Origin of the sequence: Caulobacter sp. BP25 (assembly GCF_002737755.1) — a bacterium.
Classification (GTDB): Bacteria; Pseudomonadota; Alphaproteobacteria; order Caulobacterales; family Caulobacteraceae; genus Caulobacter.
The window spans coordinates 123,546-144,568 of the sequence record NZ_PEGH01000018.1 but is presented as its reverse complement, the minus strand read 5'-3'; the positions used below and the strand labels follow the sequence as shown (position 1 = coordinate 144,568).

The following is a 21,023-nucleotide window of genomic DNA, read 5'->3' as shown; positions in this document are numbered from 1 at the left end:
TCGCCGGCGAAGGTCGCGTTAGCTGGCAAGATCGACATTGAGCGTAAAGATCATGCCAAACCCCTCGCCGCTGGTCGTGGCGCTCGCCTATGACGGCCTTTGCACCTTCGAGTTCGGGGTGGCGGTCGAACTGTTCGGCCTGCCCCGGCCAGAGATGGGCGAAGGCTGGTATCGGTTCGCCACGGCCGCCGTCGAGCCGGGCGACCTGAGGGGCCTGGGCGGCGTGCGGATCGCGGCCGACGGCGGACTTGAGCTGCTCGCGGGGGCCAGCCTCATCGTCGCGCCGGGCTGGCGGGGAGCCGACCAGCCTGTTCCCACGCCCTTGGTCCAGGCGTTGAAGGCCGCCCACGCGGGGGGCGCGCGGCTGATGTCGATCTGCTCTGGGGTCTTCGTCCTGGCGGCGACCGGCTTGCTGGATGGGCGTCGGGCCACGACCCACTGGCGCTACGCCGAGACGCTGCGGACGCGCCATCCCGCGATCGAGGTCCTGCCGGACGTCCTCTATGTCGACGAGGGAACGATCCTGACCTCGGCGGGCAGCGCGGCGGGGCTGGATCTTGGCCTGCATTTGATCCGTCGAGACTTCGGCCCGGAAGCGGCCAACACCGTGGCGCGCCGCCTGGTGATCCCGCCCCACCGTGACGGCGGCCAGGCCCAGTTCATCGACCGGCCGGTGCCGAGCACGCATGAGGCCTCGCGCCTATCGCCGATCCTAGACCGGATGCGGGGCGATCTTTCGGGCGAGCACACCATTCGCGCCCTGGCCGAAGCCGCCGGAATGAGCCAGCGCACCTTCCTGCGCCGGTTCGAGGCGGGGACGGGCCAGACGCCCGCCCGCTGGCTGCTGGCGGCCCGTCTGAACCGCGCCCGCGACCTGCTGGAAACCTCCTCGGCCGGGATCGACCAGATCGCCGCCGCCGTGGGGCTGGGCGCGCCAGCCCTGCGCCACCACTTCCGCCGCCAGTTCGCCACGACGCCCGGCGCCTACCGCGCTCGGTTCGCCACGACTTAAGCGACCGTCTCTGGCGCGTAGGCCACCAGCGCCTCGGGATCCCAATGGGGCAGGATGCGGGGCAGGCTCACCTCGATCCAGTCGGCGAGGCTTCGCACCCGCTCGGCGACCTCCAGACCCAGCGGCGTGAGACTGTACTCGACATGCGGCGGCACGACCTCGAAGGCCTGGCGGCGCACGAAGCCGTCGCCCTCCAGGTGCTTGAGCGTCTGGGCCAGCATCCGCTCGCTGACGCCGCCGATCTGACGCTTCAGCTGGCTGAACCGCAGGGTGCGGGTCTCCAACGCCATCAGCACCAGAACGCCCCAGCGGCTGGTGACGTGGTTCAGCACCTCGCGCGAGGGGCAGGCCGCCGCCATCAGGTTCCCCTGCATGCCGCCATTGGCGATGATCTCGGAGAGCGGTCGGCGCGGGGCCGTTTCGGAAGGATCGGGCTTTTCCATACTTACCTTCATGTACGTACTTATGAAAAGTAAGCAAGTCTCCTAGATGACGATCGTCCGCTAAACAGGAGCAGGAACATGACGATCATCGCCGTCACCGGCGCCACCGGCCAACTGGGCCGACTGGTCATCGAGCAGCTGAAGACCCGCGCGCCGGCCGAGACCCTCGTCGCCCTGGTTCGCGATCCGGCCAAGGCCGCCGACCTGGGCGTTCCGGCTCGCGCCGCCGACTATGACAAGCCCGAGACCCTGACGGCGGCGCTGGCGGGCGTCGATGTGCTGCTGCTGATCTCCAGCGACGCCATTGGCCAACGCGTGCCCCAGCACCGCAACGTGATCGAAGCCGCCAAGGCCGCCGGCGTCGAGCGGATCGTCTATACGAGCATCCTGAGCGCCGACACCACGCCGATCGGCCTGGGCGTCGAGCACCACGCGACCGAGGCGATGATCCGCGAGTCCGGCCTCGCCTACACCCTGCTGCGCAACAGCTGGTACCTGGAGAACTACGCGGGCGCGATCGCCGGCGCGCTTCACGCTGGCGCCTTTGTCGGCAGCGCGGGCGAAGGCCGCATCTCGGCCGCCACGCGGGCCGACTATGCCGACGCCGCAGCCGTGGTGCTGACCAGCGAAGGCCACGCGGGCAAGACCTATGAGCTGGCTGGCGACGAGGCGTTCACCATGGCCGATCTCGCCGCCGAAGCCTCGCGCCAGACCGGCCGCGACCTGCCCTATAACAACCTGCCGGAAGCCGCCTACGCCGAGGTTCTGAAGAGCATCGGCCTGCCGCCGCCGGTGGCCGCCATGCTCGCCCAATCGGACGTCGGCGCCGCCCAGGGCGGGCTGTTCGACGACGGTCGCCAGCTCTCGCGCCTGATCGGTCGTCCGACCACGCCCTGGGCGGCGTTCGTCGCGGGCGTCCTGGAGTCGCTCTAGCCCCGCCTGACCGCGACCGCCCGCGAAGTCTGTGGGCGGTCGCGGTTTTCCCCTCGCCAGAGGGCGGCGGGTTTGCGATGGGCGGATGATGAAATTCGTCGGCTACTATCGCGTGCCGCCCGCGCCAGGGGTGTTCTTCAGTCCCGCCCAGGAGGAGCGCCTGCTGCTGCTGGGCTGCGAGCAGGTGTTCAGCGACCGCTGCCTGGCCTCGGGCGTCGTGCGGCCGGGCCTCGAGCGCGCCCTTGAAGCCCTGGAGCCTGGCGGCGTGCTAGCCGCACCAAGCCTTCACGCGCTTGGCGGCGATCTGGTGGCGGTGATGGACGTCGTGCTGAAGCTGCGCGCGCGCGGCCTGCACCTGGTCGTCCAGCAGCCCGAGATCGACACGCGCCAGGACTCTGGGTTCTTCGAGGCCTGCCAGGCCCTGGCCGCCTTCAACGGCGAGCGCGCCATGGTCCGCCGCGCCGAAACCGCCCTGGTCGCCAAGGGCGCCAAGGCGGGCGGGTTGAAGGGGCTGAAGGCGGCGCCCCCGGCCGAGGCCGAGGACACGGAAGACGAGGACGAAGACTAGACCTTCAGCCGGTACCCGGTCTTGAAGATCCACCAGACCGCCGTCAGGCACGCCGCCAGGAACACCGCCGTCATGGCGAGGCTGACGCCAACGCCGACGTCCGACTGGCCGTAGAAGGCCCAGCGGAAGCCGCTGATCAGATAGACGACCGGGTTGAACAGGGTGATCTTCTGCCAGAGCTCCGGCAGCATCTTGATCGAGTAGAAGCTGCCGCCCAGGAAGGTCAGCGGCGTGACGATCAGCAGCGGCACGATCTGCAGCTTCTGGAAGTCGTCGGCCCAGACCCCGATGATGAAGCCAAACAGGCTGAAGGTCACCGACGTCAGCACCAGGAACAGCAGCATCACGAACGGGTGGGCGATTTCGAACGGCACGAAGATCCGCGCCGTCGCCAGGATCAGCAAACCGAGGCAGATCGACTTGGTCGCCGCCGCCCCGACATAGCCGGCCACGGCCTCGTACCAGGCGACGGGCGCCGACAGCAGCTCATAGATCGTGCCGGCCCACTTGGGCATGTAGATGCCGAACGAGGCGTTGGAGATGCTCTCGCTGAGCAGCGACAGCATGATCAGGCCCGGCACGATGAAGGCGCCGTAGCTGATCCCGTCGATGGCCTGCATGCGCGAGCCGATGGCCGAGCCGAACACCACGAAATAGAGGCTGGTCGACAGCACCGGCGAGATGACGCTCTGGGCCAGGGTGCGGAACCACCGCGCCATCTCGAACTTGTAGATGGCCTTGATCGCATAGAGGTTCATTGCGGGGCCCTCACCAGGCTGACGAAGATGTCTTCCAGCGAGCTCTGGTCGGTCTTCAGGTCCTTGAACTCGACGCCCTGCTGGGAGAGGCGCTTCAGAAGGTCGGCGATGCCGGTGTGCTCGGCCTGGGCGTCGAAGGTGTAGACGAGGTCGGCGCCGTCATTGGTAAGGGCCAGGGACGGATCGGCGAGGCCAGCCGGCAGGGCCGCCAGCGGCTCCTTCAGGTGCACGGTCAGCTGCTTCTTGCCCAGCTTGCGCATCAGGACGGCCTTGTCCTCGACCAGGATGATCTCGCCCTTGTTGATCACCCCGATCCGGTCGGCCATCTCCTCGGCCTCCTCGATATAGTGGGTGGTCAGGATGATGGTGACGCCGCTCTCGCGAAGCTTGCGGACCATCTCCCACATATCGCGGCGCAGCTCGACATCGACCCCGGCGGTGGGCTCGTCCAGGAATAGGATGGTCGGCTCGTGGCTCAGCGCCTTGGCGATCATCACCCGGCGCTTCATGCCGCCCGACAGCGCCATGATCTTGCTGTCCTTCTTGTCCCACAGAGACAGGTCGCGAAGGATCTTCTCGATCAAGGCGTCGTTGCGCGGCTTGCCGAACAGCCCGCGCGAGAAGCTGACCGTGGCCCAGACCGTCTCGAAGGAGTCGGTGTGCAGCTCCTGCGGCACCAGCCCGATCTTGGTCCGCGCGGCGCGATAATCGCGCGCCACGTCGTGGCCGTCGGCGGTCACCGTCCCGTGGCTAGGATTGACGATGCCGCAGATGATGCTGATCAGCGTGGTCTTGCCCGCGCCGTTGGGTCCCAACAGGGCGAAGATCTCGCCCCTGCGGATATCGAGGTCGATCGTCTTCAGCGCCTGGTGGCCAGACGCGTAGGTCTTGTTCAGACCCTTTACCGAAATGATGAAGGTCACGCCGTCTCCCTGTGAGCGTGAAGCAGGGACGCCAGAGCTGGCGTTCGCCGCCACAGATGGCGCCGCCGCGCGGCAATAACAGGGGCGACGGCGCTTTTTGTCAGCAGGACGCCGTCAGGAGGTCTGCGGACGGACCTTCAGCACCGCGCCGTCGACGCCAATGACGACCACCTCTTGGTCGAGCAGCGGGTTGGACCCGTCGCTTTCGGCCGCCCAGTCCTTGCCGTCGACGAAGACCCGGCCCCGGCCCTGCTCGAACAGCGCCACGACCTGACCGTGCTGACCGACCAGGCGCTGCAGCGGATCGTTGAGGTCGGGGCTGGTGGGGTCCAGCACCGGTCGCAGGAACCGCCGCGCGAAGTAGGTCGAGGCGATGGTCAGCACGGCGAACAGGCCAAGCTCGATGGCCAGGCCCGGCCGCAGCGCCTCGGCCAGCAGACCGACGACGAAGGCGCAGGCGGCGGGCCAAAGCAGCCAGCCCGTGCCCGTCGCCACTTCGACCGCGAGGAATAACGCCGCCAGGCCCAGCCAGGGCCAGAACGGATGCGACGCATAGAGGCCTTGAAGAGCGCTCATGGGCTCAGGCTCCGCGCTTGCCGCCGGTCGGCGTGCTGGTGGTGGTCGGGGCTGGGCGAGGCGTAGGGGCCGGACGCGGCGCGTCGGCGCCCAGGCTCTTGATCAGCTCGCTCACCCCCGCGACCGTCCCCGTCAGGCCAGCGAAGTCGGCCGGCACGATCACGGTCTTCTGCTGCGGGCTACGCGCCAGCTCACCGAAGGCTTCGACGTACTTCTGCGCGATGAAGTAGTTGATGGCGTTGACATCGCCCTTGGAGATCGCCTCGGACACGAAGGCCGTCGCCTTGGCCTCGGCCTCGGCCTCGCGCTCGCGAGCCTCGGCGTCACGAAAGGCGGCCTCGCGGCGGCCCTCGGCCTGCAGGATGGCCGACTGCTTCTGGCCCTCGGCGCGAGCGATCTGGGACTGCTTTTCGCCTTCCGCCTCGGTGATCACCGCGCGCTTTTCGCGCTCGGCCTTCATCTGGCGGGCCATGGCGTTGGTGATGTCCGGCGGCGGCGTCAGGTCCTTGATCTCGATCCGCGCGACCTTGACGCCCCAAGGGCCGGTGGCGTGGTCGATGGTCGACAGCAGGCGGGAGTTGATCGCGTCGCGCTGGGAAAGAACCTCGTCCAGCTCCATCGAGCCGACCACGGTCCGCAGATTGGTCTGAGCCAGCTGGGTGATGGCGTAGATCAGGTTGTCGACGCGGTAGGCGGCGGCGGCGGCGTCCATGACCTGGATGAAGACAATCGCGTCGACCTTCACCGACACGTTGTCCTTGGTGATGACCTCCTGCTGCGGAACGTCCAGCACCTGCTCCATCATGTTGACCTTGCGCCCGATCGTCTCGATGAACGGGGTCAGGATGCTGATGCCGGGCTTCAGGGTTCGGGTGTAGCGGCCAAAGCGCTCCACGGTGAATTCGCGCCCCTGGGGCACGATCTTGATCACGCTGACGACCAGGACGAACGCCAGGACGAGCAGGATCAGAACAACGAGCGAGACGCCCAAGACGCCCTCCTTCACAACCTTCTGGTTGAGCTTAGCGCGCTGTCTCGCCGTCCGCCACGGAATCCGGCGCCGACGGCTCGCGGCGGACCTGGATCGTCGACTGCGAGAGTTTAAGCGCCAGCGCCTGGCCGTGCCGGGCGGCCTGGGCCTCAGCCTTGCGGGCAGCCTCGTCGCAGCCGGGATAGGCGGCGCGCCGCGCGACAAAGCCGGCGTTGAACCGCTCCCGGAGCTGAGCTTCCAAGGTGGGGCCAGGGCGCTCGACCTGAACAAGGCGCATCATCCGCGCCCGCCAGTAGGGGTCGCCCTCGCCTTCGCAAGCCTGGCGTAGGGCGTGGCTTTCGCCCAGGGCATAGGCCAGTTCCAGAAGCCGCTGGCGCTGCTCGGCCGGACGATCCTGCGCGCCGACCGGTCTGGCGGCGAGAAGCGCGGTCGCGACAATCGCGGAAACGAGCGGACGGAACATGGCCCTGGTTATGACCAAGGCGCGCGACCGTGTCACGCGACCGAACACCGTCCGGATGGGGAGCGCCCTGGGGATAAGTGTCCACCGGTGTCAAAAAAGCTTTGTTAATAAACATCTTGCGATCAATGCCGATCTGGCGTTCCCTGTGGATATTGCAAGGAGGTCTAGCCATGACTGAGGTGCATTACGGCGTTGTCCGCGTTGGGGACCGCTGGTCAATCATCGGCGACAATCTGCGTTTCGGCGCCTACGAGACACGCGACGCAGCCCGCGCCGCCGCGCTTCGGCTGGCCGAGCATCCTCGCGGACTGGGCCTGCCGGTTGTGCTGCACGAACAGGAAGACGACTGGATGCTTCGTCGCCCGACGACGCTCAGCTAGAGCGTTCCGAGGCCTCGTCGGAAACTAAGCCGTGAACTGTGCGCTTAAGCATGGTCACGGAGGTTTTCATGTCTGCTGCCGTCCGTCTTTCTCACGGGGGCGGCGCGAGCGACGATGCTCAGCCGTTCTCCTCCAACCGTCTGCTGGCCGCCTTGCGGCCGGACGCCCTGGCGGCGCTGTCGCCCTATCTGATCCTGGTCGACCTTGCGCAGGACGCAGTGCTGCTCGACGCCGGTGAGGATGTCGAGCACACCTACCTGCCGTGCGACACAACCTTGTGCTCGCTGCTGGTCGTCACCGCCGACGGGCAGGAGATCGAGGCTGCCAATGTCGGCCGCGAGGGGGCGATCGGCGGCGTCGTCAGCGCCGGCTTCAAGCCCGCCTATGGCCGGACGGTCGTCCGCACCGCCGGCCGCGCCTTCACCCTGCCGGTGCAGCGGCTTGAGGAGATCAAGGCCCGCGTTCCGGCCGTGGCCGACCTATTCGCCCGCTACGCCGACGTTCTCATCGCTCAAATGATGCAAACCGTGGCCTGCAACGCCGTGCACCCGATCGAGCAGCGCGTCTGTCGCTGGCTTCTCGCCGCCCACGACCGCGCCGGCGACGCGCCGATCCGCCTGACCCAGGAGACCCTGGCCCATATGCTAGGCGTGCAACGGACGACGATCAGCGGCGCGGCGCGAACGCTGCAGGACGCGGGCGTCATCCATATCGGCCGAGGCCGCATGGAGATCCTGGATCGCGCCAGCCTCGAAAGACGCGCCTGCGAGTGCCACGACGCCATTGAGGCGCACTTCAAGAAGGTGCTGCCGAAGGTGGCGGACTAGAAATCCTCCCCCCGTGGGGGAGGTGTCGGCTCGAAGAGGCGACGGAGGGGGAAGGGGCAGCCGCTCCAGCACTTCCCCCTCCGGTCCTTAGGACCACCTCCCCCGATGGGGGGAGGATTGTCAGGTCCAAAGGGCGCTGGCCCGCGTAAGCGCCGCCTCGGCCTCGGCCATCAACCGCGCCACGATCTCGCCCGCCGGCGGAGCGTCGTGGATACCGCCTGCACTCTGGCCCATGGCGAAACAGGACTTGTCGGGATCCAAGCCGTCGATCTGGCCGCCGATGCCGCCCATCGCGCCATTGCGGATCGAGACCATGGCCTGCTGCGGGAACGGCTGGACGTCGGCCGGCCGCGCCTCCCAGTCCTCGACGTAAGCGTTCTTCCTTACCCGCATCGGCTTGCCCGAGTAGCAGCGGGTGCGGACGGTGTCCTCGTCGGTCGCTTCGATCACGGCCTGACGATAGAGGTCACCCGCGTGGGCCTCGGCCGAGGCGATGAAGCGCGTGCCCATCCAGACGCCTTGCGCGCCCAGGGCCAGCGCTGCCGCCAGACCGCGTCCGTCATACAACCCGCCGGCGGCGACCACCGGGATCTTCACCGCCTCGACGGCCTGGGCCACCAAGGGCAGCGTGCCGACGAGCCCGGTGTGACCACCGCCCTCGCCGCCTTGGCAGATCACCGCGTCGCAGCCGGCGGCCTGCGCCTTCACGGCGTGTTTCACGGCGCCGCAGACGACCATGACCTTCAGGCCCGCAGCCTTGAGCTTCTCGATGATCGGGGTCGGCACGCCCAGCCCCGCGATGAAGGCACTGGCGCCTTCCTCGATGATCACCTCGACGCTGGCGGTCAGGGCGTCGGGCGTTGCGGCCAGCAGGTCGACGCCGAACGGCTTGTCGGTCAGGGCTCGCACCTCGCGCATCTGGGCGCGGATGAAGTCCGGCGAGGTACCGGCCATGCCCAGCACGCCATAGCCGCCCGCGTTGGACACGGCGGCGGCCAGCGGCGCGTAGGACACCCCGCCCATGCCGGCCAGCAGGATCGGGTGCTCGATGTGCAGAAGATCGCAGAGCGGCGTGCGCAGACCCATGACCCGTTCCTCCCGTGTTTTCGAAAGGATCAGGGCGCGACGGCCGCCTCACAAGCCTGCCGCGAGGTCAGTCGCGGTCAGGCGCGCCCAGCGGGAAGAAATGCCGGTAGGGCCGCCCCTCCTCCACGCAGCGGCTGATCGAAGGCCGGGCCAGCAGTCGGGCGCGATAGGCGCGCACCTTCGGAAAGGCCTCGCCGATCGGCCGCACCCAGTCGGCGTAGAACAGCGACGCCGCCGCGGCGCAGTCCGCCATCGAGAAGGCCTCGCCCGCCGCCCAGGGGCCCGTGAGATGCTCTTCCAGCCACTGATAGGCGGTGTCGAGAGCAACGGCCGCTTCCGCCATCGCCTCCTGGCGCCCGCCATCGGGCCGGATGGCTTCGAAGACCGGGACCTGCATAGGCGTCATCACGTAGTTGTCGAAGAAGCGATCCCAAAAACGCACCGTCAGCGCCGCCTTCGGATCGTCCGGCAGCAGCTTCACCGGCCCGGGATGAAAGAGCTGCAGATGCTCGATGATGATGCTGGACTCCACCACCGTGACGCCGTCGTCCACGACCACCGGGAAGCGGCCCAGCGGCCAGAGCGCCTGACGCTCCTCCATCGCGGCGGGATCTTCCGGACCCAGCAGGCGGTAGGTGAACGGCACGGCGTTCTCATAGAACGCGATCTGCACCTTCTGGCAGTAGGACGAGAAGGGATGCGCATAGAGGGTCAGGGACACGGGTCGCCTCAATCTGATTGCAACTTGCAAGCAGTTGATGATTAGCCACACTGATCCTACATCGCAACCAGTTTGTTGGAGCGACGATGTCCCACCCCCACCGATCTGGATGCCCGATCAATCTGACGCTCGAACTGCTGGGCGACCGCTGGAGCCTGATCGTTCTGCGCGACGTGATGTTTGGGGGGCGACGACACTACCGCGAGCTGCTGAACCAGTCGGAGGAAGGCATCGCCTCGAACGTGCTGGCCGATCGGCTAAAGCGGCTGCTGGCCAATGGGCTGCTGTCCCGGGTCGACGACCCCAGCCACAAGCAGAAGGGCGTCTACAGCCTGACCGAGCCCTCGATCCAGCTAGTTCCCCTACTGGCGCAGATGAGCGCCTGGGGCCGACGCCATACGCCGACCACGCCGGAGCTGGCGATCCGCGCCGAGCTTCTGGAGGCCGGCGGTCCTTCGATGTGGGAAGCGTTCATGGACGAGCTGCGCGCCATCCACCTGGGCGCGAGGCCGCCACAGCGCTCGGTGAGCGCGGAACTGAAGGCGGCTTTCGAGAAGGCCTTGGCCGAGACCAGGGCCTAGTCGCGGCGAACCAGCTCAGCCTCGACGTCGGCGTGGTGCGTCCAGAAGCAGGCCATCATGCCCGTGAAGGCCAGGGCCAGCATCATCAGAAAGCCGCGCGGCGGCGCCAGGCTGACAACGTCTTGGGGCGTCATCATTCTCTCGTTTCCTCGTCGGCGCCCAAATCTGACGTTCGGGCTGTCGGGAGAGAAGCTTCCCACCACCGCGCAGGCCGCACAAGACCATGTTTTCAATAGGGCTTTATGGACTCAAGAGTCCAAGATACGCCGATCTAGAAAATCGAGTATCCGCCGTCGATCACGATCGTCGTCCCCGACTGGTAGCTGGAGGCGTCGGAGGCCAGGTAGACGGCCATGCCGCCGAAGTCCTCGGGCTCACCCCAACGACGGGCCGGCACGCGGGGGATGACCTTCTCGGCGAAGGCCGAATTGCCTTGGGCGCCGGCCGTCATGTCGGTGGCGATCCAACCGGGCAGGATGGCGTTGGCGCGCACGCCGTAGCGGGCGTGCTCCACGGCCACCGACTTGATCATCGAGATCACTGCCCCCTTGGTCGCGGCGTAGGCCTCGTTCTTGGCCGCGCCCTCGATGGCGGCCAGGGATGCAATGCCGACCAGCGAGCCGCCGGGATCGCCGGCCTTGGCGCGCTCGACCATGTGGCGGCAGGCCTCGCGCAGGGTGAAGAACACCCCGTCCAGATTGACCGACAGCACCTTGCGATAGACCTCGGTCTTCATTTCGACGAACGAGGGCGAGCCGTAGCCGATGCCGGCGTTGGCGAAGACCGCGTCGACCCGCCCCATAGCGGCGACGGCCTCGGCCATGCCCTCGGCGACCTGGGCCTCGTCGGAGACGTCCACCGTCTGGGCCTTTACGCGCACGCCCAGGGAGGTCAGCTGCTGTTCGGCGGCCAGGTTGCGCTCGGGGTTGGAGCCCCAGATGACGATGTCGGCGCCGGCCTGCGCCATCGCCTTGGCCATGCCTAAGCCAATGCCCCGGTTGCCGCCGGTGACCAAGGCGACCTTGCCCGACAGATTGAACGGCGCATAAGCCATGGCGATCCTCCCCTTCTTATCTTGAACGCTTGTTTGAAAGGGAGGGGATCAGGCGTCGAAGGTCAAGACCCCCAGAAGTGGAACGTCCGCCAGCCATCGCCGATGGCCGTCCTCGGCACGGCCAGCAGATCGGTGATCGTCAGGGCGGCCTTGAAGATCAGCTCGCTGACGCCGGGCACGAAGAAGATCATGGCGAACAGCACCAGGAACCCGACCCGCTCGACCTTGATCATCGCCGCGCGGACGCTGTCAGGCAGGAACGGCCGGATCACGCCGTAGCCATCCAGGCCGGGGACCGGCAGCAGGTTCAGCACGAAGGCCGTGGCCTGCAGGAAGGCCAGTAGCGCCAGCGCGTGGCGCAGGGCGGGCGAGGCGACGAACGGCAAGGCCGCAGCGAGAACGATCAGGACGACCAGCGTGCCCAGCGGCCCGGCCAGCGAGGCCAGGGACCGCCAGCCGCGCGAGCGCATCAAGTCCTCGCGCAGATAGACCGCCCCGCCCGGAAAGCCGATCCCGCCCAGGGCCAGAGCGATCAGCGGAATGACGATGGTGGTGGCGAGATCCGAATATTTCAGCGGATCCAGGGTCAGGTAGCCCTTCTCGATGATGGTCGTGTCGCCTGCCTTGTAGGCGGTCAGGGCGTGGCCGAACTCGTGAATCCCGACGCTGAACACCCAGGCCGCCGCGACGAAGGCGAAGGTGATAACGCCGACGGGCGGGACCTCGGCGGCGACCGCCCAGCCCAGGCCCACGCAGGCGGCCAGCAGGATCAGGGCGTTGGGACTGATGGAGAAGCGGTGCGCTGGAGCGTCGATCAGGGTCATGCTGAAGATGTCGGGGGATTGGCGCGCAAGCGCAAGCACCCCGGCAAACCAGGAGCTCGGCCTTGATGCGGCCATGCCACTATGAAGTTGATGCCCTCTCGCCACGAAGAGGCTCCAATGTCCGGCAATGCCCAAACCCGTCGACGCCTGATTGGCGGAGCCACTTTGACGATGGTCTCGGCCAGCGCCCTGGCGCCCCTGGCCGCATCACGAGTCGCGGCCGGGACGGGACTGGAGACCGGAACGATCCGGGCCATTGGCGTTGAGACGGCGCGGACAGACTACGAGGGCCGTCCCGCCTTGCGCGCCACGGCGTTAGAAAATCCCCCGGGGCTCGACAGACTGGTGGTTCTGGACACGCCCACCTTCGGCGATGGCGACATCGAGGCCTGGATTAGCGGAGCACCGAGCGCCACGGCCAGCGCCACGGCGCGGGGCTTCGTAGGCGTGGCCTTCCGGGTGCAAGACGAGGACAGGTTGGAGGCCATCTATCTGCGCCCAACCAACGGCCGCGCCGACGACCAGCTACGCCGAAACCATGCCGTCCAGTACATCTCGCACCCCGATCATACCTGGGAGCGGCTGCGCGCCGAAGCCCCGGCCAAGTACGAGACCTATGTCGATCTCGTACCGGGCCGGTGGACGCACGTGCGGATCGTGGTCAAGGGCTCCAAGGCCCAGCTCCATGTCGACGGCGCCGAGCAGCCAACCCTGATCGTCGGCGACCTCAAGCACGGCGCCGACGCCAAGGGCGCCGTGGCGCTATGGATCGGTCCAGGCACACTGGCCCACTTCAGCGGCGTGCGGGTCACGTCCTAGGACGCGACGGAGGAAGCACTAGGTCCCGAACCGCGTGTACGCCTCGGCGATCACCCGCCGCGTCTCTTCCCATTCCACCAGCGCCATCGCCTCGTCGCGGGAAACGAACCGCGCATCGGCCGCGTCGTCGCCAGCCACCGGCTCGCCGGCAGTCCAGCGGGCGGCATAGTCGATCAGGACATAGTGGCGGGTAATCTCCCCGCCGGGACGGGCCGGAAACACCCCGTCGATCACGTCGATCAACCCCAGGAGCTGGGCGTCGACGCCGGTCTCTTCCTTCAGTTCGCGCAGCGCCGCGACGGCGGTGGTCTCGCCCCACTCCAGCCGTCCGCCGGGCAGGCTCCATTGGTTGAGGCGTGGCGGCGTTCCGCGCTTGATCAGCAGCACCTCGTCGCCCCGCAGGCAGACGACCCCGACCGTGGGCACGGGATGGAGGCTCACGGGAAGCCGACCTTGAGATCGACACTGGACTTCACGCCGATGCAGGTTCCGCAATCGGTCAGCCAGCCCTCGGCGGCGGCGCGCCCGCGCTCCTTCAGGTCGACGAGGAAGCTCCACTCGGTGTTGAACTTGGTCGACAACGACAGATCCGCCAGCGGCGTGTCGGCCGTAATCGCGTGGACCAGCATCTTGCGGTAGCGCCCCCGGGCGGTGTCCTTCAAGAGCCCCTCGTCCAGCAGCTTCTGCACGAAGCCGATCGCCCGAAGCTCCGAGACCAGGGAGGCGTTGAAGGTGATCTCGTTCAGCCGGTCCATGATCTCGCCCGGCGACTTGGGCGTCTCTTCCCGAACGAACGGATTGAGCGTGATGATCAGGATGTCATCGGGCGTGTCGTCATAGAACAGCGGCCAAAGCGGCGGATTGGCCAGATACCCGCCGTCCCAATAGGGCTCGCCGTCGATCTCGATCGCCTGGAACAATTGCGGCAGGCAGGCGCTGGCCATGATGTGGCGCGAGGTCAGCTCGGTCTCGCGGAAAATCCGGGACTTGCTGGTGCGGATGGCCGTGGCGGCGATGTAGAGCTTGACTGGCGAGCGCTCGCGCAGCTGGTCGAACTTGACCTCGGCCTCCAGCAGGTCGTGCAGCGGGTTCAGGTTGAACGGGTTGAACTCGTAGGGGCTGAGCGACAGGGCCAGGCTCTCGGCCATCCGCCAGCCCGGCGTGTTCTTCCACCACTCAACGCCGCCAGAGAAGGCGCTGGTCCAGATCGAGGTGTCGCCAAAGACGTTGCGACCGCCGGCCCGGTTGACCTGCCGCCAGAAGGACTCCAGCCGCGCCTTGGCGCCGGCCTTGCCGTCGTCGATCAGGCCCTGGGCCAGGCAGACGGCGTTCATCGCGCCGGCCGAGGCGGCGGTGACGGCCTGGATCTCCAGATCCTCTTCCTCGAGCAGGCGGTCCAGCACGCCCCACTCGAAGGCGCCGTGCGCGCCGCCGCCCTGCAGCGCCAGGCTTAAGGACCGGCCGGCGGGCTTCTTGCGGGTGAAGGGCGGGATGGGCACGGAGCCGAGCCTATTGCGCCACCCAGCCGCCGTCGACCTGGAAAGCCGCGCCATTGGCCGAGGCGCCGGCGTCAGACACCAGGTACAGCAGCAGACCGCCCAGTTGCTCGAAGGTGACGAACTGCTTGGTCGGTTGGGCGGCCAGGATCACGTCCTTCATCACCGCCTCCTCCGAGATGCCACGCGCCTTGGCTTGATCGGCGATCTGGGCCTCGACCAGGGGGGTCTTCACGAAGCCCGGGCAGATGGCGTTGCAGGTGATGCCGGCCTGGGCGACCTCCAGGGCGACCGTCTTGGTCAGGCCCAGGATGCCGTGCTTGGCGGCGACATAGGCCGACTTGAACGGCGAAGCGACCAGACCGTGGGCCGAGGCGATATTGACGATCCGTCCGCGCCCCTGCTCCTTCATGATCGGCACGGCGGCCTTGGTGGCGTGGAAGGCCGAGGACAGGTTGATCGCGATGATCAGGTCCCACTTGTCGTCCGGGAACTCCTCGACCGGCGCCACGTACTGGACGCCGGCGTTGTTCACGAGGATATCCAGCTCGCCGAACTCAGCCTTGGCGGCCTTGACCATGTCGGCGATCTCGATCGGCTTGGTCATGTCGGCGCCGTGATACAGCACCTCAACGCCGTGCTTTTCGGCCATTTCCGAGCGGGCGCGCTCGATGGCGTTCATTTCGCCCAGGCCGTTCATGACGATATTGCAGCCCTGGGCGGCGAGGGAGTCGGCCAGCGCATGGCCGATCCCGCTGGTCGACCCGGTGACGATGGCGACCTGCCCCTGCAACCCGAAATCGACGGCCATGCGCGCGCTCCTTGAACTCCGCACCAACGTGCTGCGGCGCAGCATATCGCTCGATAAAGCCCCCGGCGAGGCCTTATTGCGTCAAGGCTGAGGCCGCGTGAAGACCCAGTCCGCGTCGGTCGAGAGCCCCGGCTGGAAACGGTAACCGTCCAGGTCGAAACCCTTCAGATCGGCGGCCTTGTCCACGCGGTTGTCGATCGCGTACCGCGCCATGCGCCCACGCGCCTTCTTGGCGAAGAAGCCCAGAACGCGCAGCGCGCCGGCCCTCTCCTCCTTGAAGTGGCAGGTGACCACAGGAAGCTTCAGCGCCTTGGCGTCCACCGCGCCGAAATATTCCTGGCTGGCTAGGTTCACCAGCGTCGGATCGGCGTGGCCCGAGGCCGCAGCGTTCAGGGTCTGCGAGATCGTCTCGCCCCAATAGTCGTAGAGGTTATGGCCGCGCTTGGTCTTCAAGCGCGTGCCCATCTCCAGGCGATAGGGCTGCAGGGCGTCGAACGGGCGCAGCACGCCATAGAGACCCGACAGGATCCGCAGGTGGTCCTGCGCCCACTCCAACGCCGGCCGGTCCAGCTCGCGCGCGGCCAGGCCGCCATAGACGTCGCCGTTGAAGGCGATGATCGCCTGCAGCCCATCCTCCAGCTCGGAGTCGAAGGCCTGGAAGCGCTCGCGGTTCAGCTTGGCCAGGGCGTCGGAGATGTGCATCAGACGCTTCAGGTCGGCGGCGGTCAGCTTACGCGTGACCTTGGCCAGCTCGCCGATCTGGGCCTTCAGCTCAGGCGTCGTCATGGGCAGCGCCTGGGTGGGCGCGGTGAAGTCCAGCGACTTGGCGGGCGAGATGACCAACAACATGGGTGGGGAGATAGAGGCTTCGAGGGCCCTGCGCTAGGGCCGAGCCCTATCACTTTCCACCACGGAAAGCTTTTACTTGCCAATCCAGAAAGTGACGAGATATAACTTTCCACATTGGAAAGTAAGGAGGTCGCCATGACCCGAGAGCAAGACGCGTTGCGCATGCTGGCCGAGGTCGAGGCCGCCAATGCCGACATGGCCGAGCGCGCCAAAGCGCCGGTCTGGTATCATCCGGCGCTGGGCCTGTTGATCGGCGGCCTGATCGCGGTGCAAGGCCAGCCGGTCCCGATTATGCTTGCCTTCTACGCCGCCTATATCGTTGGCCTAGTTCTGCTGGTGCGCGCCTACAAGCGTCATACAGGACTGTGGATCAGCGGCTATCGCGCCGGACGCACGCGCTGGGTCGCGCTGGGCCTCGCCGCGCTCGCCATGGTCGGCGGACTGATCTCGATCTGGCTTGTGCGCGAGCGCGGGCTGACCCTGGCGCCGCTGGTTTTCGGTGGGCTGACCGCCGTGATCGTCACCATAGGCGGCTTCGTCTGGGAAGCGGCGTTCCGCGCCGATCTGCGCGACGGGCGTCCGCTGTGAATTTCGAACTCGATCCGGTGATCCACGCCCCCAACCGCCTGCAGATGTGCTGCATGCTGGCGGCCGTCGACACCATCGACTTCGCCACGGTGCGCGAGGCGCTGGACGTGTCGGAGTCGGTCCTCTCTAAGCACGTCAAAACCTTGGAGGAGGCCGGCTACGTCAAGGTCAGGAAGGCCGCCTCTGACGGTCGCCAGCGCACCTGGCTGTCGCTCTCAAAGCCCGGCCGCGAAGCCTTGAAAGGCCATCTCGCGACGCTCAAGGCGATGATGGCGGGGGTGCCAGAGACCTGAAATAGCTCGACCGGGGAGAGCGACGAGGCTAACCAGCGGGCATGCAAACCCTTGGCCTCGCCGCCGCCTTCGCCTGGCCGATCCCGATGTTCGTGGCGCTGTTCTTTGTCCTGCGCGACCGGACGCTGAAGTTCCGTCCCGTGTGGGCGGTGATGTGCTTCGTCGGCGTCGGGGCGTTCTGGATGCAGCAGTCGACCGGCCGCTGGGGCTTCATCCCGTGGGCGATCAACCTGCTGCCAGGCTCGCAGCCCGGTTTCTACAAGTCCACGATCCCCGCTGGCGCGTTCGCGGTGATGCTCGTGCTGTTCCTGCGAGCCCGCAAGCGCGCGGCTAGAACAGCACTCGAGGGTTCATGATCCGCTTGGGATCCAGGGCCTGGCGGATCGCCCTCAGCGCTGCGACCTCGATCGGGTCCTTGTAGGTCAGGGCCTCGGCCGTCTTCATCGCGCCCAGGCCGTGCTCGGCGCTGATCGAGCCGGAGACGCTGGCGGCGATGTCGTGGACGATCTTGGCGCCCGCCTCGCGCTGCACGTCGTGGGCGTCGTCGTCGGCCCCGACGGGTTTCAACACATCGTAATGGACATTGCCGTCGCCGACGTGGCCGAAGGCCACGATCCGCGTGCCCGGGAAGGCCTGTTCGATCGCCGCGTCGGCGCGGGCGATGAAGTCGGGGATCTTCGAGACCGGCACGGACACATCGTGCTTCCAAACCGCCCCTTCCGGCTTCTGGCCGGCGGAGTGGCCTTCGCGGATGTGCCAGAAGGCCTTCTCCTGCGTCTCGGTCTGGGCGACGGCGGCGTCGGCGATCAGACCGCTCTCCAAGGCGCCGGTCAGCAGACGCTCCAGCGCCGCCTCGGCCGCGCGCGGCTCGCCGCTGGCGATCTCGATCAGCACGTACCAGGGATGCTCGGTCGGCAACGGGTCGCGCAGGCCCGGCACGTTGCGGACGGTGAGGGCAAAGCCCAGCAGGCCCATCAGCTCGAACGCCTCGACCGAGCCGCCCGTCTCCTCCTTGGCCCGCGCCAGAAGCTGGATAGCGTCGGCGGGCGAGCCGAGACCGACGATCGCCACCGCCCGCGAGGCCAGCGGCGCTTGGATCTTCAGCGACGCGGCGGTGACCACGCCCAGCGTGCCCTCGGCCCCGATCAGCAGCTGCTTGAGGTCGTAGCCGGTGTTGTCCTTGCGCAGGCGCTTGAGGCCGTTCCAGATCTCGCCATTGGGCAGGACCGCCTCGATGCCCAGCACCTGCTCGCGCATCATGCCGTAGCGCAAGACGGCCGTGCCGCCGGCATTGGTCGAGATCAGCCCGCCGATCGTGCAGGAGCCCTCGGACGCCACACCGACCGTGAAGCGGCGACCAACCTTGGCGGCCTGCTGATGGGCTTCATAGAGGGTGACGCCCGCCTCCAGCACCATGACGTCGTCGATCGGATCAACGTCGCGGACGACGGTCAGCTTGCGGGTCGAGAGCAGGATCTCGCCATGCGGGATCTGGCCGGCGACGAGGCCCGTGTTGCCGCCCTGGGGCGTGATCGCCACACCCTCGGCCGCGCAGATGCCGACCACGGCGGCAACCTCGACGGTCGTGCGCGGGGTGACCAAGAGCGGCGTCTCGCCCTTCCAGCGGCCGCGCCACTCGACCAGCATCGGCGCGATCACGTCCGGATCCTGGCTCCAGCCGCCCTCGCCGAGCACGGCCTTCAAACGCGAAACGACATCAGCGGGAACGGGCTTGGTCATGGTCGCTACCTTACGCTCGAAAGGTCAGCCGATGAAGCCGGCGGCGCGGCGCAGCCGATCGTTGATCGCCTCGCCCAGCCCTTCCTCGGGAATGGGGGCGACGGCGATGGCCGAAGGATGGGTGCGGTCGGCGGCGCGGAGATAGGAAAACAGGTTCGACGCGGCCTCGGCCAGATCGCCGGTCGGGCTGAGGTTGAACACTCCCTCCCCGCTGGCGCCGCCGCCAAAGGCCAGGAAGGCTTCGCCCGGCTTGGGCGCCTTGGCGTTGATCCGCACCGGCGCGTCGGGGGCGTAGTGCAAAGCCAGCCGCCCCGGCGAGCGCTTGGCGTCGTCATCGGCCTCGGCCAGGGGCCCGACGATCTGCTGTAGCTGGACGCGGGTCACCGCGCCGGGGCGGAGCAGGCGGGCCTGACCATCCAGCACGGAGACCACCGTGGATTCCAGGCCCACGGCGCACGGACCGCCATCTAGGGCGGCGGCCGCCTTATCGCCGGTCTCGGCCATGGCGTCGGCATAGGTGGTGGGGCTGGGACGACCCGAGCGGTTGGCCGACGGCGCGACGACGGCCCCGCCAAACGCGGCCAGCACGGCGCGGGAAACGGGATGGCGCGGCACGCGGATGGCGACGGTGTCCAGGCCCGCGCGGGCCAGGTCGCAGACAGCCGAAGCGTCCTTGATCGGCGCGACGATGGTCAGGGGGCCTGGCCAGAATTCGCGGGCCAGGTCGCGGGCGCGCTGGTCGAAGTCTGCGATCTGCTCGGCGGTCTCCAGGTCGGCGACGTGGGCGATCAGCGGGTTGAAGCGCGGCCGGCCCTTGGCCTCGAAGATCGCCGCCACGGCCGTCGGGTTTGCCGCGTCGGCGCCCAGCCCATAGACGGTCTCGGTCGGCAGAATGACGAGGCCGCCCGCGCGCAGGACGCTGGCGGCCGCTTCTATTTCCGCTTGGCGGTCAGCGAGAAGCTGACCTTCACCTTGGCCGCGATCTGATCCGTAGACGCCCATTCGCCCTGTCCAACCCCGAACGTGGTCCGGTCGAGGGTGGTTACACCGCGCGCGGTCGCCGTGTCGCCGTCGATCTTCAGGGAGAACGGCAGGCTGAGCGGCTTTTTCACGCCGCGCAGGTCCAGGGTCCCGTCGGCGACGTACTGGCCCTCGCCGGTCTTGCGGAACTTCGTCGCCGTGAAGGTCGCCTTCGGATGGGCGGCGGTGTCGAAGAAATCGCCGCTGGGCAGGCTCTGGTCGCGCTGGTCGTCGCCGGTGACGGCAGAGGCCATGTCGACGCTGACGGTCAGCTTCGAGCGATCGAGGGCGTCGGGCGAGAACAGGATGTCGGCGGTCCAGCGGTTGAAGCGGCCCTCGATGGGCGTTCCGGACCAGGTCGCCGAGAAGGTCAGGCCGGCGCCCTTCTGGACGGTCCAGGCGACGGGGTCCTTCAGGGCGGGCGGGGCTTCGGCGGCCGCGACTTCGGGCTTGGCCGCGTCGGCGACCGGAGCGGCCGGAGCGGCCTGCTCGGTCGGCGCCGGCGCGGCGGGCTCGGCCGGAGCAGCAGCTTCAGCGGCGGGCGGCGGCGGCGCGGACTGGGCGATCTTCAGCGTCGGGGTGAACAGGTAGCCGGCGGCGACCACGGCCGCGAAACCGGCGGCGGCCAGCCAGGCGCGCGGCTCCTTGAGGCCGGGCTTGGCGCCCGGGGCCATGTTCTGGAACACCTCGTCCTTGTCGAGAACCTGGTGCTTGGCGACCGCGCCCAGGTGCAGGGCCAGCAGCAGATAGGTCAGCTTGACTAGCACGCCGTGGCCGATCTCGCCCACCTCGTGCCAGACGTGCTTGGGGCCGGCGGCCAGTTCGGGCAGGCCCGGCAGGTGCGGCCACGGGATCACGCCCCACCACATCGTCGGCACCACGATCCGGCTGGTCGAGACCAGAATCCAGCCCGTCAGCGGCAGGCCGATCATGATCACGTAGAAGCCGATGTGAACGATCTTGGACGCCAGTTGCTCCCAGCGCGGCTGATGGGCCGGAGCGGGCGGCGCGGGATTGAACAGGCGCCAGGCCAGCCGCGCGACGCTGAGCAGCAGGATCGTGAAACCGATCGACTTGTGCAGCTGGAAGAGCGCGAAGGTGGTCGGCGCGCCCTTGGGCCCGTCGCTCATGCGCCAGCCGACGATCACCTGGAAGACAATGGCCGCGGCGATCAGCCAGTGAAGGACAATCGCCACCGTCGTGTAGCGCGTGCGGGTCGCGGCCATCGGTTACTCCAGGCAGTCAAAGCCAGACAGAGACATGAAGA

At 67.8% G+C, this 21,023-nt stretch carries 27 protein-coding genes and 1 pseudogene; 10 read left to right on the top strand and 18 right to left on the bottom strand.

Features of this window, described 5'->3' with window-relative positions; genetic code table 11:
* Nucleotides 1-52 precede the first annotated feature (52 nt).
* Nucleotides 53-1,012: a transcriptional regulator FtrA gene (ftrA, locus tag CSW59_RS14580; RefSeq protein WP_099445260.1), complete on the top strand. Its 960-nt coding sequence runs from the start codon at nucleotides 53-55 to the stop codon at nucleotides 1,010-1,012.
* On the opposite strand, the gene CSW59_RS14575 is transcribed toward ftrA, so the two are convergent.
* Nucleotides 1,009-1,455 (bottom strand): helix-turn-helix domain-containing protein, encoded by a 447-nt coding sequence (locus tag CSW59_RS14575; protein ID WP_099444725.1) that lies wholly within the window; start codon nucleotides 1,453-1,455, stop codon nucleotides 1,009-1,011. The two genes, ftrA and CSW59_RS14575, sit on opposite strands and share 4 nt — an antisense overlap.
* Before the next feature lie 78 nt (nucleotides 1,456-1,533).
* Between CSW59_RS14575 and CSW59_RS14570 the strand changes: the two genes are divergently transcribed.
* Nucleotides 1,534-2,388 carry an SDR family oxidoreductase gene (locus CSW59_RS14570; RefSeq protein WP_099444724.1) on the top strand — a complete coding sequence of 285 codons (855 nt, stop codon included), beginning with the start codon at nucleotides 1,534-1,536 and terminating at the stop codon, nucleotides 2,386-2,388.
* Nucleotides 2,389-2,476: 88 nt separating this feature from the next.
* Nucleotides 2,477-2,956, top strand: coding sequence for a recombinase family protein (locus CSW59_RS14565; protein ID WP_099445259.1), 480 nt, complete (start codon nucleotides 2,477-2,479; stop codon nucleotides 2,954-2,956).
* On the opposite strand, the gene CSW59_RS14560 is transcribed toward CSW59_RS14565, so the two are convergent.
* The 5 genes from CSW59_RS14560 to CSW59_RS14540 are packed head-to-tail and all read right to left on the bottom strand — an operon-like array spanning nucleotide 2,953 to nucleotide 6,667.
* Nucleotides 2,953-3,714, bottom strand: coding sequence for an ABC transporter permease (locus CSW59_RS14560; protein ID WP_099444723.1), 762 nt, complete (start codon nucleotides 3,712-3,714; stop codon nucleotides 2,953-2,955). The two genes, CSW59_RS14565 and CSW59_RS14560, sit on opposite strands and share 4 nt — an antisense overlap.
* A complete protein-coding gene (locus CSW59_RS14555; RefSeq protein WP_099444722.1) occupies nucleotides 3,711-4,691 on the bottom strand; it encodes an ABC transporter ATP-binding protein in 981 nt (326 codons plus the stop codon). The genes CSW59_RS14560 and CSW59_RS14555 overlap by 4 nt, the downstream gene beginning before the upstream one ends.
* A 60-nt stretch (nucleotides 4,692-4,751) precedes the next feature.
* The gene (locus CSW59_RS14550) at nucleotides 4,752-5,213 is read right to left on the bottom strand and encodes an NfeD family protein (protein WP_099444721.1); all 462 of its coding nucleotides are present in this window, start codon (nucleotides 5,211-5,213) and stop codon (nucleotides 4,752-4,754) included.
* 4 nt (nucleotides 5,214-5,217) lie between these two features.
* Nucleotides 5,218-6,204 (bottom strand): SPFH domain-containing protein, encoded by a 987-nt coding sequence (locus CSW59_RS14545; protein WP_099445258.1) that lies wholly within the window; start codon nucleotides 6,202-6,204, stop codon nucleotides 5,218-5,220.
* 31 nt (nucleotides 6,205-6,235) lie between these two features.
* Nucleotides 6,236-6,667 (bottom strand): TIGR02301 family protein, encoded by a 432-nt coding sequence (locus CSW59_RS14540; RefSeq protein ID WP_099444720.1) that lies wholly within the window; start codon nucleotides 6,665-6,667, stop codon nucleotides 6,236-6,238.
* A gap of 170 nt (nucleotides 6,668-6,837) precedes the next feature.
* On the opposite strand from CSW59_RS14540, the gene CSW59_RS14535 reads away from it, so the two are divergent.
* Together CSW59_RS14535 and CSW59_RS14530 are read left to right on the top strand one after the other, a co-directional pair.
* The gene (locus CSW59_RS14535) at nucleotides 6,838-7,047 is read left to right on the top strand and encodes a hypothetical protein (RefSeq protein ID WP_099444719.1); all 210 of its coding nucleotides are present in this window, start codon (nucleotides 6,838-6,840) and stop codon (nucleotides 7,045-7,047) included.
* Nucleotides 7,048-7,115: 68 nt separating this feature from the next.
* Entirely contained in the window at nucleotides 7,116-7,874 is a 759-nt protein-coding gene (locus CSW59_RS14530) for a Crp/Fnr family transcriptional regulator (RefSeq protein WP_099445257.1), read from the top strand.
* A gap of 120 nt (nucleotides 7,875-7,994) precedes the next feature.
* Here the strand turns inward: CSW59_RS14530 and CSW59_RS14525 are convergent, their stop codons facing one another.
* Both CSW59_RS14525 and CSW59_RS14520 read right to left on the bottom strand, forming a co-directional pair.
* Nucleotides 7,995-8,960, bottom strand: coding sequence for a nitronate monooxygenase family protein (locus CSW59_RS14525; protein WP_099444718.1), 966 nt, complete (start codon nucleotides 8,958-8,960; stop codon nucleotides 7,995-7,997).
* A gap of 67 nt (nucleotides 8,961-9,027) precedes the next feature.
* Complete coding sequence (locus CSW59_RS14520; RefSeq protein WP_099444717.1) at nucleotides 9,028-9,681, bottom strand: glutathione S-transferase family protein; 654 nt, start codon at nucleotides 9,679-9,681, stop codon at nucleotides 9,028-9,030.
* An 86-nt stretch (nucleotides 9,682-9,767) separates the two neighbouring features.
* Between CSW59_RS14520 and CSW59_RS14515 the strand changes: the two genes are divergently transcribed.
* Nucleotides 9,768-10,262, top strand: a complete 495-nt coding sequence (locus tag CSW59_RS14515; RefSeq protein ID WP_099444716.1) for a helix-turn-helix domain-containing protein — start codon at nucleotides 9,768-9,770, stop codon at nucleotides 10,260-10,262.
* Here CSW59_RS14515 and CSW59_RS20810 read toward each other — a convergent pair.
* The 3 genes and pseudogenes from CSW59_RS20810 to CSW59_RS14505 form a co-directional block, all read right to left on the bottom strand.
* Nucleotides 10,259-10,479, bottom strand: a pseudogene (locus tag CSW59_RS20810) (hypothetical protein). The gene CSW59_RS14515 and the pseudogene CSW59_RS20810 sit on opposite strands and share 4 nt — an antisense overlap.
* A gap of 54 nt (nucleotides 10,480-10,533) precedes the next feature.
* Nucleotides 10,534-11,316 carry an SDR family NAD(P)-dependent oxidoreductase gene (locus tag CSW59_RS14510; RefSeq protein ID WP_099444715.1) on the bottom strand — a complete coding sequence of 261 codons (783 nt, stop codon included), beginning with the start codon at nucleotides 11,314-11,316 and terminating at the stop codon, nucleotides 10,534-10,536.
* Between the two features lie 62 nt (nucleotides 11,317-11,378).
* Nucleotides 11,379-12,140, bottom strand: a complete 762-nt coding sequence (locus CSW59_RS14505) for a site-2 protease family protein (protein ID WP_099445256.1) — start codon at nucleotides 12,138-12,140, stop codon at nucleotides 11,379-11,381.
* A gap of 117 nt (nucleotides 12,141-12,257) precedes the next feature.
* On the opposite strand from CSW59_RS14505, the gene CSW59_RS14500 reads away from it, so the two are divergent.
* Nucleotides 12,258-12,959: a hypothetical protein gene (locus CSW59_RS14500; RefSeq protein ID WP_099444714.1), complete on the top strand. Its 702-nt coding sequence runs from the start codon at nucleotides 12,258-12,260 to the stop codon at nucleotides 12,957-12,959.
* Nucleotides 12,960-12,977: 18 nt separating this feature from the next.
* Here the strand turns inward: CSW59_RS14500 and CSW59_RS14495 are convergent, their stop codons facing one another.
* From CSW59_RS14495 to yaaA, 4 genes are all read right to left on the bottom strand, one after another.
* On the bottom strand, nucleotides 12,978-13,400 hold the full coding sequence (locus tag CSW59_RS14495) for an NUDIX hydrolase (RefSeq protein WP_099444713.1): 423 nt from the start codon (nucleotides 13,398-13,400) through the stop codon (nucleotides 12,978-12,980).
* Nucleotides 13,397-14,458, bottom strand: a complete 1,062-nt coding sequence (locus CSW59_RS14490; protein ID WP_099444712.1) for a patatin-like phospholipase family protein — start codon at nucleotides 14,456-14,458, stop codon at nucleotides 13,397-13,399. The genes CSW59_RS14495 and CSW59_RS14490 overlap by 4 nt, the downstream gene beginning before the upstream one ends.
* 10 nt (nucleotides 14,459-14,468) lie before the next feature.
* Entirely contained in the window at nucleotides 14,469-15,266 is a 798-nt protein-coding gene (locus CSW59_RS14485; protein WP_099444711.1) for a 3-hydroxybutyrate dehydrogenase, read from the bottom strand.
* An 81-nt stretch (nucleotides 15,267-15,347) separates the two neighbouring features.
* Nucleotides 15,348-16,115 carry a peroxide stress protein YaaA gene (gene yaaA / locus CSW59_RS14480; RefSeq protein ID WP_099444710.1) on the bottom strand — a complete coding sequence of 256 codons (768 nt, stop codon included), beginning with the start codon at nucleotides 16,113-16,115 and terminating at the stop codon, nucleotides 15,348-15,350.
* Nucleotides 16,116-16,250: 135 nt separating this feature from the next.
* Between yaaA and CSW59_RS14475 the strand changes: the two genes are divergently transcribed.
* The 3 genes from CSW59_RS14475 to CSW59_RS14465 are packed head-to-tail and all read left to right on the top strand — an operon-like array spanning nucleotide 16,251 to nucleotide 17,352.
* Entirely contained in the window at nucleotides 16,251-16,703 is a 453-nt protein-coding gene (locus CSW59_RS14475; protein WP_099444709.1) for a hypothetical protein, read from the top strand.
* Nucleotides 16,700-16,996, top strand: a complete 297-nt coding sequence (locus CSW59_RS14470; protein WP_099444708.1) for a transcriptional regulator — start codon at nucleotides 16,700-16,702, stop codon at nucleotides 16,994-16,996. Before CSW59_RS14475 ends, CSW59_RS14470 begins: the two co-directional genes overlap by 4 nt.
* Nucleotides 16,997-17,037: 41 nt before the next feature.
* Nucleotides 17,038-17,352, top strand: a complete 315-nt coding sequence (locus CSW59_RS14465; protein ID WP_099444707.1) for a hypothetical protein — start codon at nucleotides 17,038-17,040, stop codon at nucleotides 17,350-17,352.
* Here CSW59_RS14465 and CSW59_RS14460 read toward each other — a convergent pair.
* Genes CSW59_RS14460 through CSW59_RS14450 form a run of 3 tightly spaced genes read right to left on the bottom strand, consistent with a single transcriptional unit; the run spans nucleotide 17,327 to nucleotide 20,982 of the window.
* Nucleotides 17,327-18,736 carry an FAD-binding oxidoreductase gene (locus CSW59_RS14460; RefSeq protein WP_099444706.1) on the bottom strand — a complete coding sequence of 470 codons (1,410 nt, stop codon included), beginning with the start codon at nucleotides 18,734-18,736 and terminating at the stop codon, nucleotides 17,327-17,329. The two genes, CSW59_RS14465 and CSW59_RS14460, sit on opposite strands and share 26 nt — an antisense overlap.
* Before the next feature lie 24 nt (nucleotides 18,737-18,760).
* Entirely contained in the window at nucleotides 18,761-19,738 is a 978-nt protein-coding gene (locus tag CSW59_RS14455; RefSeq protein ID WP_099444705.1) for an L-threonylcarbamoyladenylate synthase, read from the bottom strand.
* The gene (locus CSW59_RS14450; protein WP_099444704.1) at nucleotides 19,669-20,982 is read right to left on the bottom strand and encodes a YceI family protein; all 1,314 of its coding nucleotides are present in this window, start codon (nucleotides 20,980-20,982) and stop codon (nucleotides 19,669-19,671) included. The genes CSW59_RS14455 and CSW59_RS14450 overlap by 70 nt, the downstream gene beginning before the upstream one ends.
* Nucleotides 20,983-21,023: the final 41 nt, after the last annotated feature.

Excerpts from the sequence above, each read along its gene's own strand:
- ftrA (WP_099445260.1), top strand. The coding sequence starts at position 53 with ATGCCAAACCCCTCGCCGCTGGTCGTGGCGCTCGCCTATGACGGCCTT.
- CSW59_RS14575 (WP_099444725.1), bottom strand. The coding sequence starts at position 1,455 with ATGGAAAAGCCCGATCCTTCCGAAACGGCCCCGCGCCGACCGCTCTCC.
- CSW59_RS14570 (WP_099444724.1), top strand. The coding sequence starts at position 1,534 with ATGACGATCATCGCCGTCACCGGCGCCACCGGCCAACTGGGCCGACTG.
- CSW59_RS14565 (WP_099445259.1), top strand. The coding sequence starts at position 2,477 with ATGAAATTCGTCGGCTACTATCGCGTGCCGCCCGCGCCAGGGGTGTTC.
- CSW59_RS14560 (WP_099444723.1), bottom strand. The coding sequence starts at position 3,714 with ATGAACCTCTATGCGATCAAGGCCATCTACAAGTTCGAGATGGCGCGG.
- CSW59_RS14550 (WP_099444721.1), bottom strand. The coding sequence starts at position 5,213 with ATGAGCGCTCTTCAAGGCCTCTATGCGTCGCATCCGTTCTGGCCCTGG.
- CSW59_RS14540 (WP_099444720.1), bottom strand. The coding sequence starts at position 6,667 with ATGTTCCGTCCGCTCGTTTCCGCGATTGTCGCGACCGCGCTTCTCGCC.
- CSW59_RS14535 (WP_099444719.1), top strand. The coding sequence starts at position 6,838 with ATGACTGAGGTGCATTACGGCGTTGTCCGCGTTGGGGACCGCTGGTCA.
- CSW59_RS14530 (WP_099445257.1), top strand. The coding sequence starts at position 7,116 with ATGTCTGCTGCCGTCCGTCTTTCTCACGGGGGCGGCGCGAGCGACGAT.
- CSW59_RS14525 (WP_099444718.1), bottom strand. The coding sequence starts at position 8,960 with ATGGGTCTGCGCACGCCGCTCTGCGATCTTCTGCACATCGAGCACCCG.
- CSW59_RS14515 (WP_099444716.1), top strand. The coding sequence starts at position 9,768 with ATGTCCCACCCCCACCGATCTGGATGCCCGATCAATCTGACGCTCGAA.
- CSW59_RS14510 (WP_099444715.1), bottom strand. The coding sequence starts at position 11,316 with ATGGCTTATGCGCCGTTCAATCTGTCGGGCAAGGTCGCCTTGGTCACC.
- CSW59_RS14505 (WP_099445256.1), bottom strand. The coding sequence starts at position 12,140 with ATGACCCTGATCGACGCTCCAGCGCACCGCTTCTCCATCAGTCCCAAC.
- CSW59_RS14500 (WP_099444714.1), top strand. The coding sequence starts at position 12,258 with ATGTCCGGCAATGCCCAAACCCGTCGACGCCTGATTGGCGGAGCCACT.
- CSW59_RS14485 (WP_099444711.1), bottom strand. The coding sequence starts at position 15,266 with ATGGCCGTCGATTTCGGGTTGCAGGGGCAGGTCGCCATCGTCACCGGG.
- yaaA (WP_099444710.1), bottom strand. The coding sequence starts at position 16,115 with ATGTTGTTGGTCATCTCGCCCGCCAAGTCGCTGGACTTCACCGCGCCC.
- CSW59_RS14475 (WP_099444709.1), top strand. The coding sequence starts at position 16,251 with ATGACCCGAGAGCAAGACGCGTTGCGCATGCTGGCCGAGGTCGAGGCC.
- CSW59_RS14465 (WP_099444707.1), top strand. The coding sequence starts at position 17,038 with ATGCAAACCCTTGGCCTCGCCGCCGCCTTCGCCTGGCCGATCCCGATG.
- CSW59_RS14460 (WP_099444706.1), bottom strand. The coding sequence starts at position 18,736 with ATGACCAAGCCCGTTCCCGCTGATGTCGTTTCGCGTTTGAAGGCCGTG.
- CSW59_RS14455 (WP_099444705.1), bottom strand. The coding sequence starts at position 19,738 with ATGGGCGTCTACGGATCAGATCGCGGCCAAGGTGAAGGTCAGCTTCTC.
- CSW59_RS14450 (WP_099444704.1), bottom strand. The coding sequence starts at position 20,982 with ATGGCCGCGACCCGCACGCGCTACACGACGGTGGCGATTGTCCTTCAC.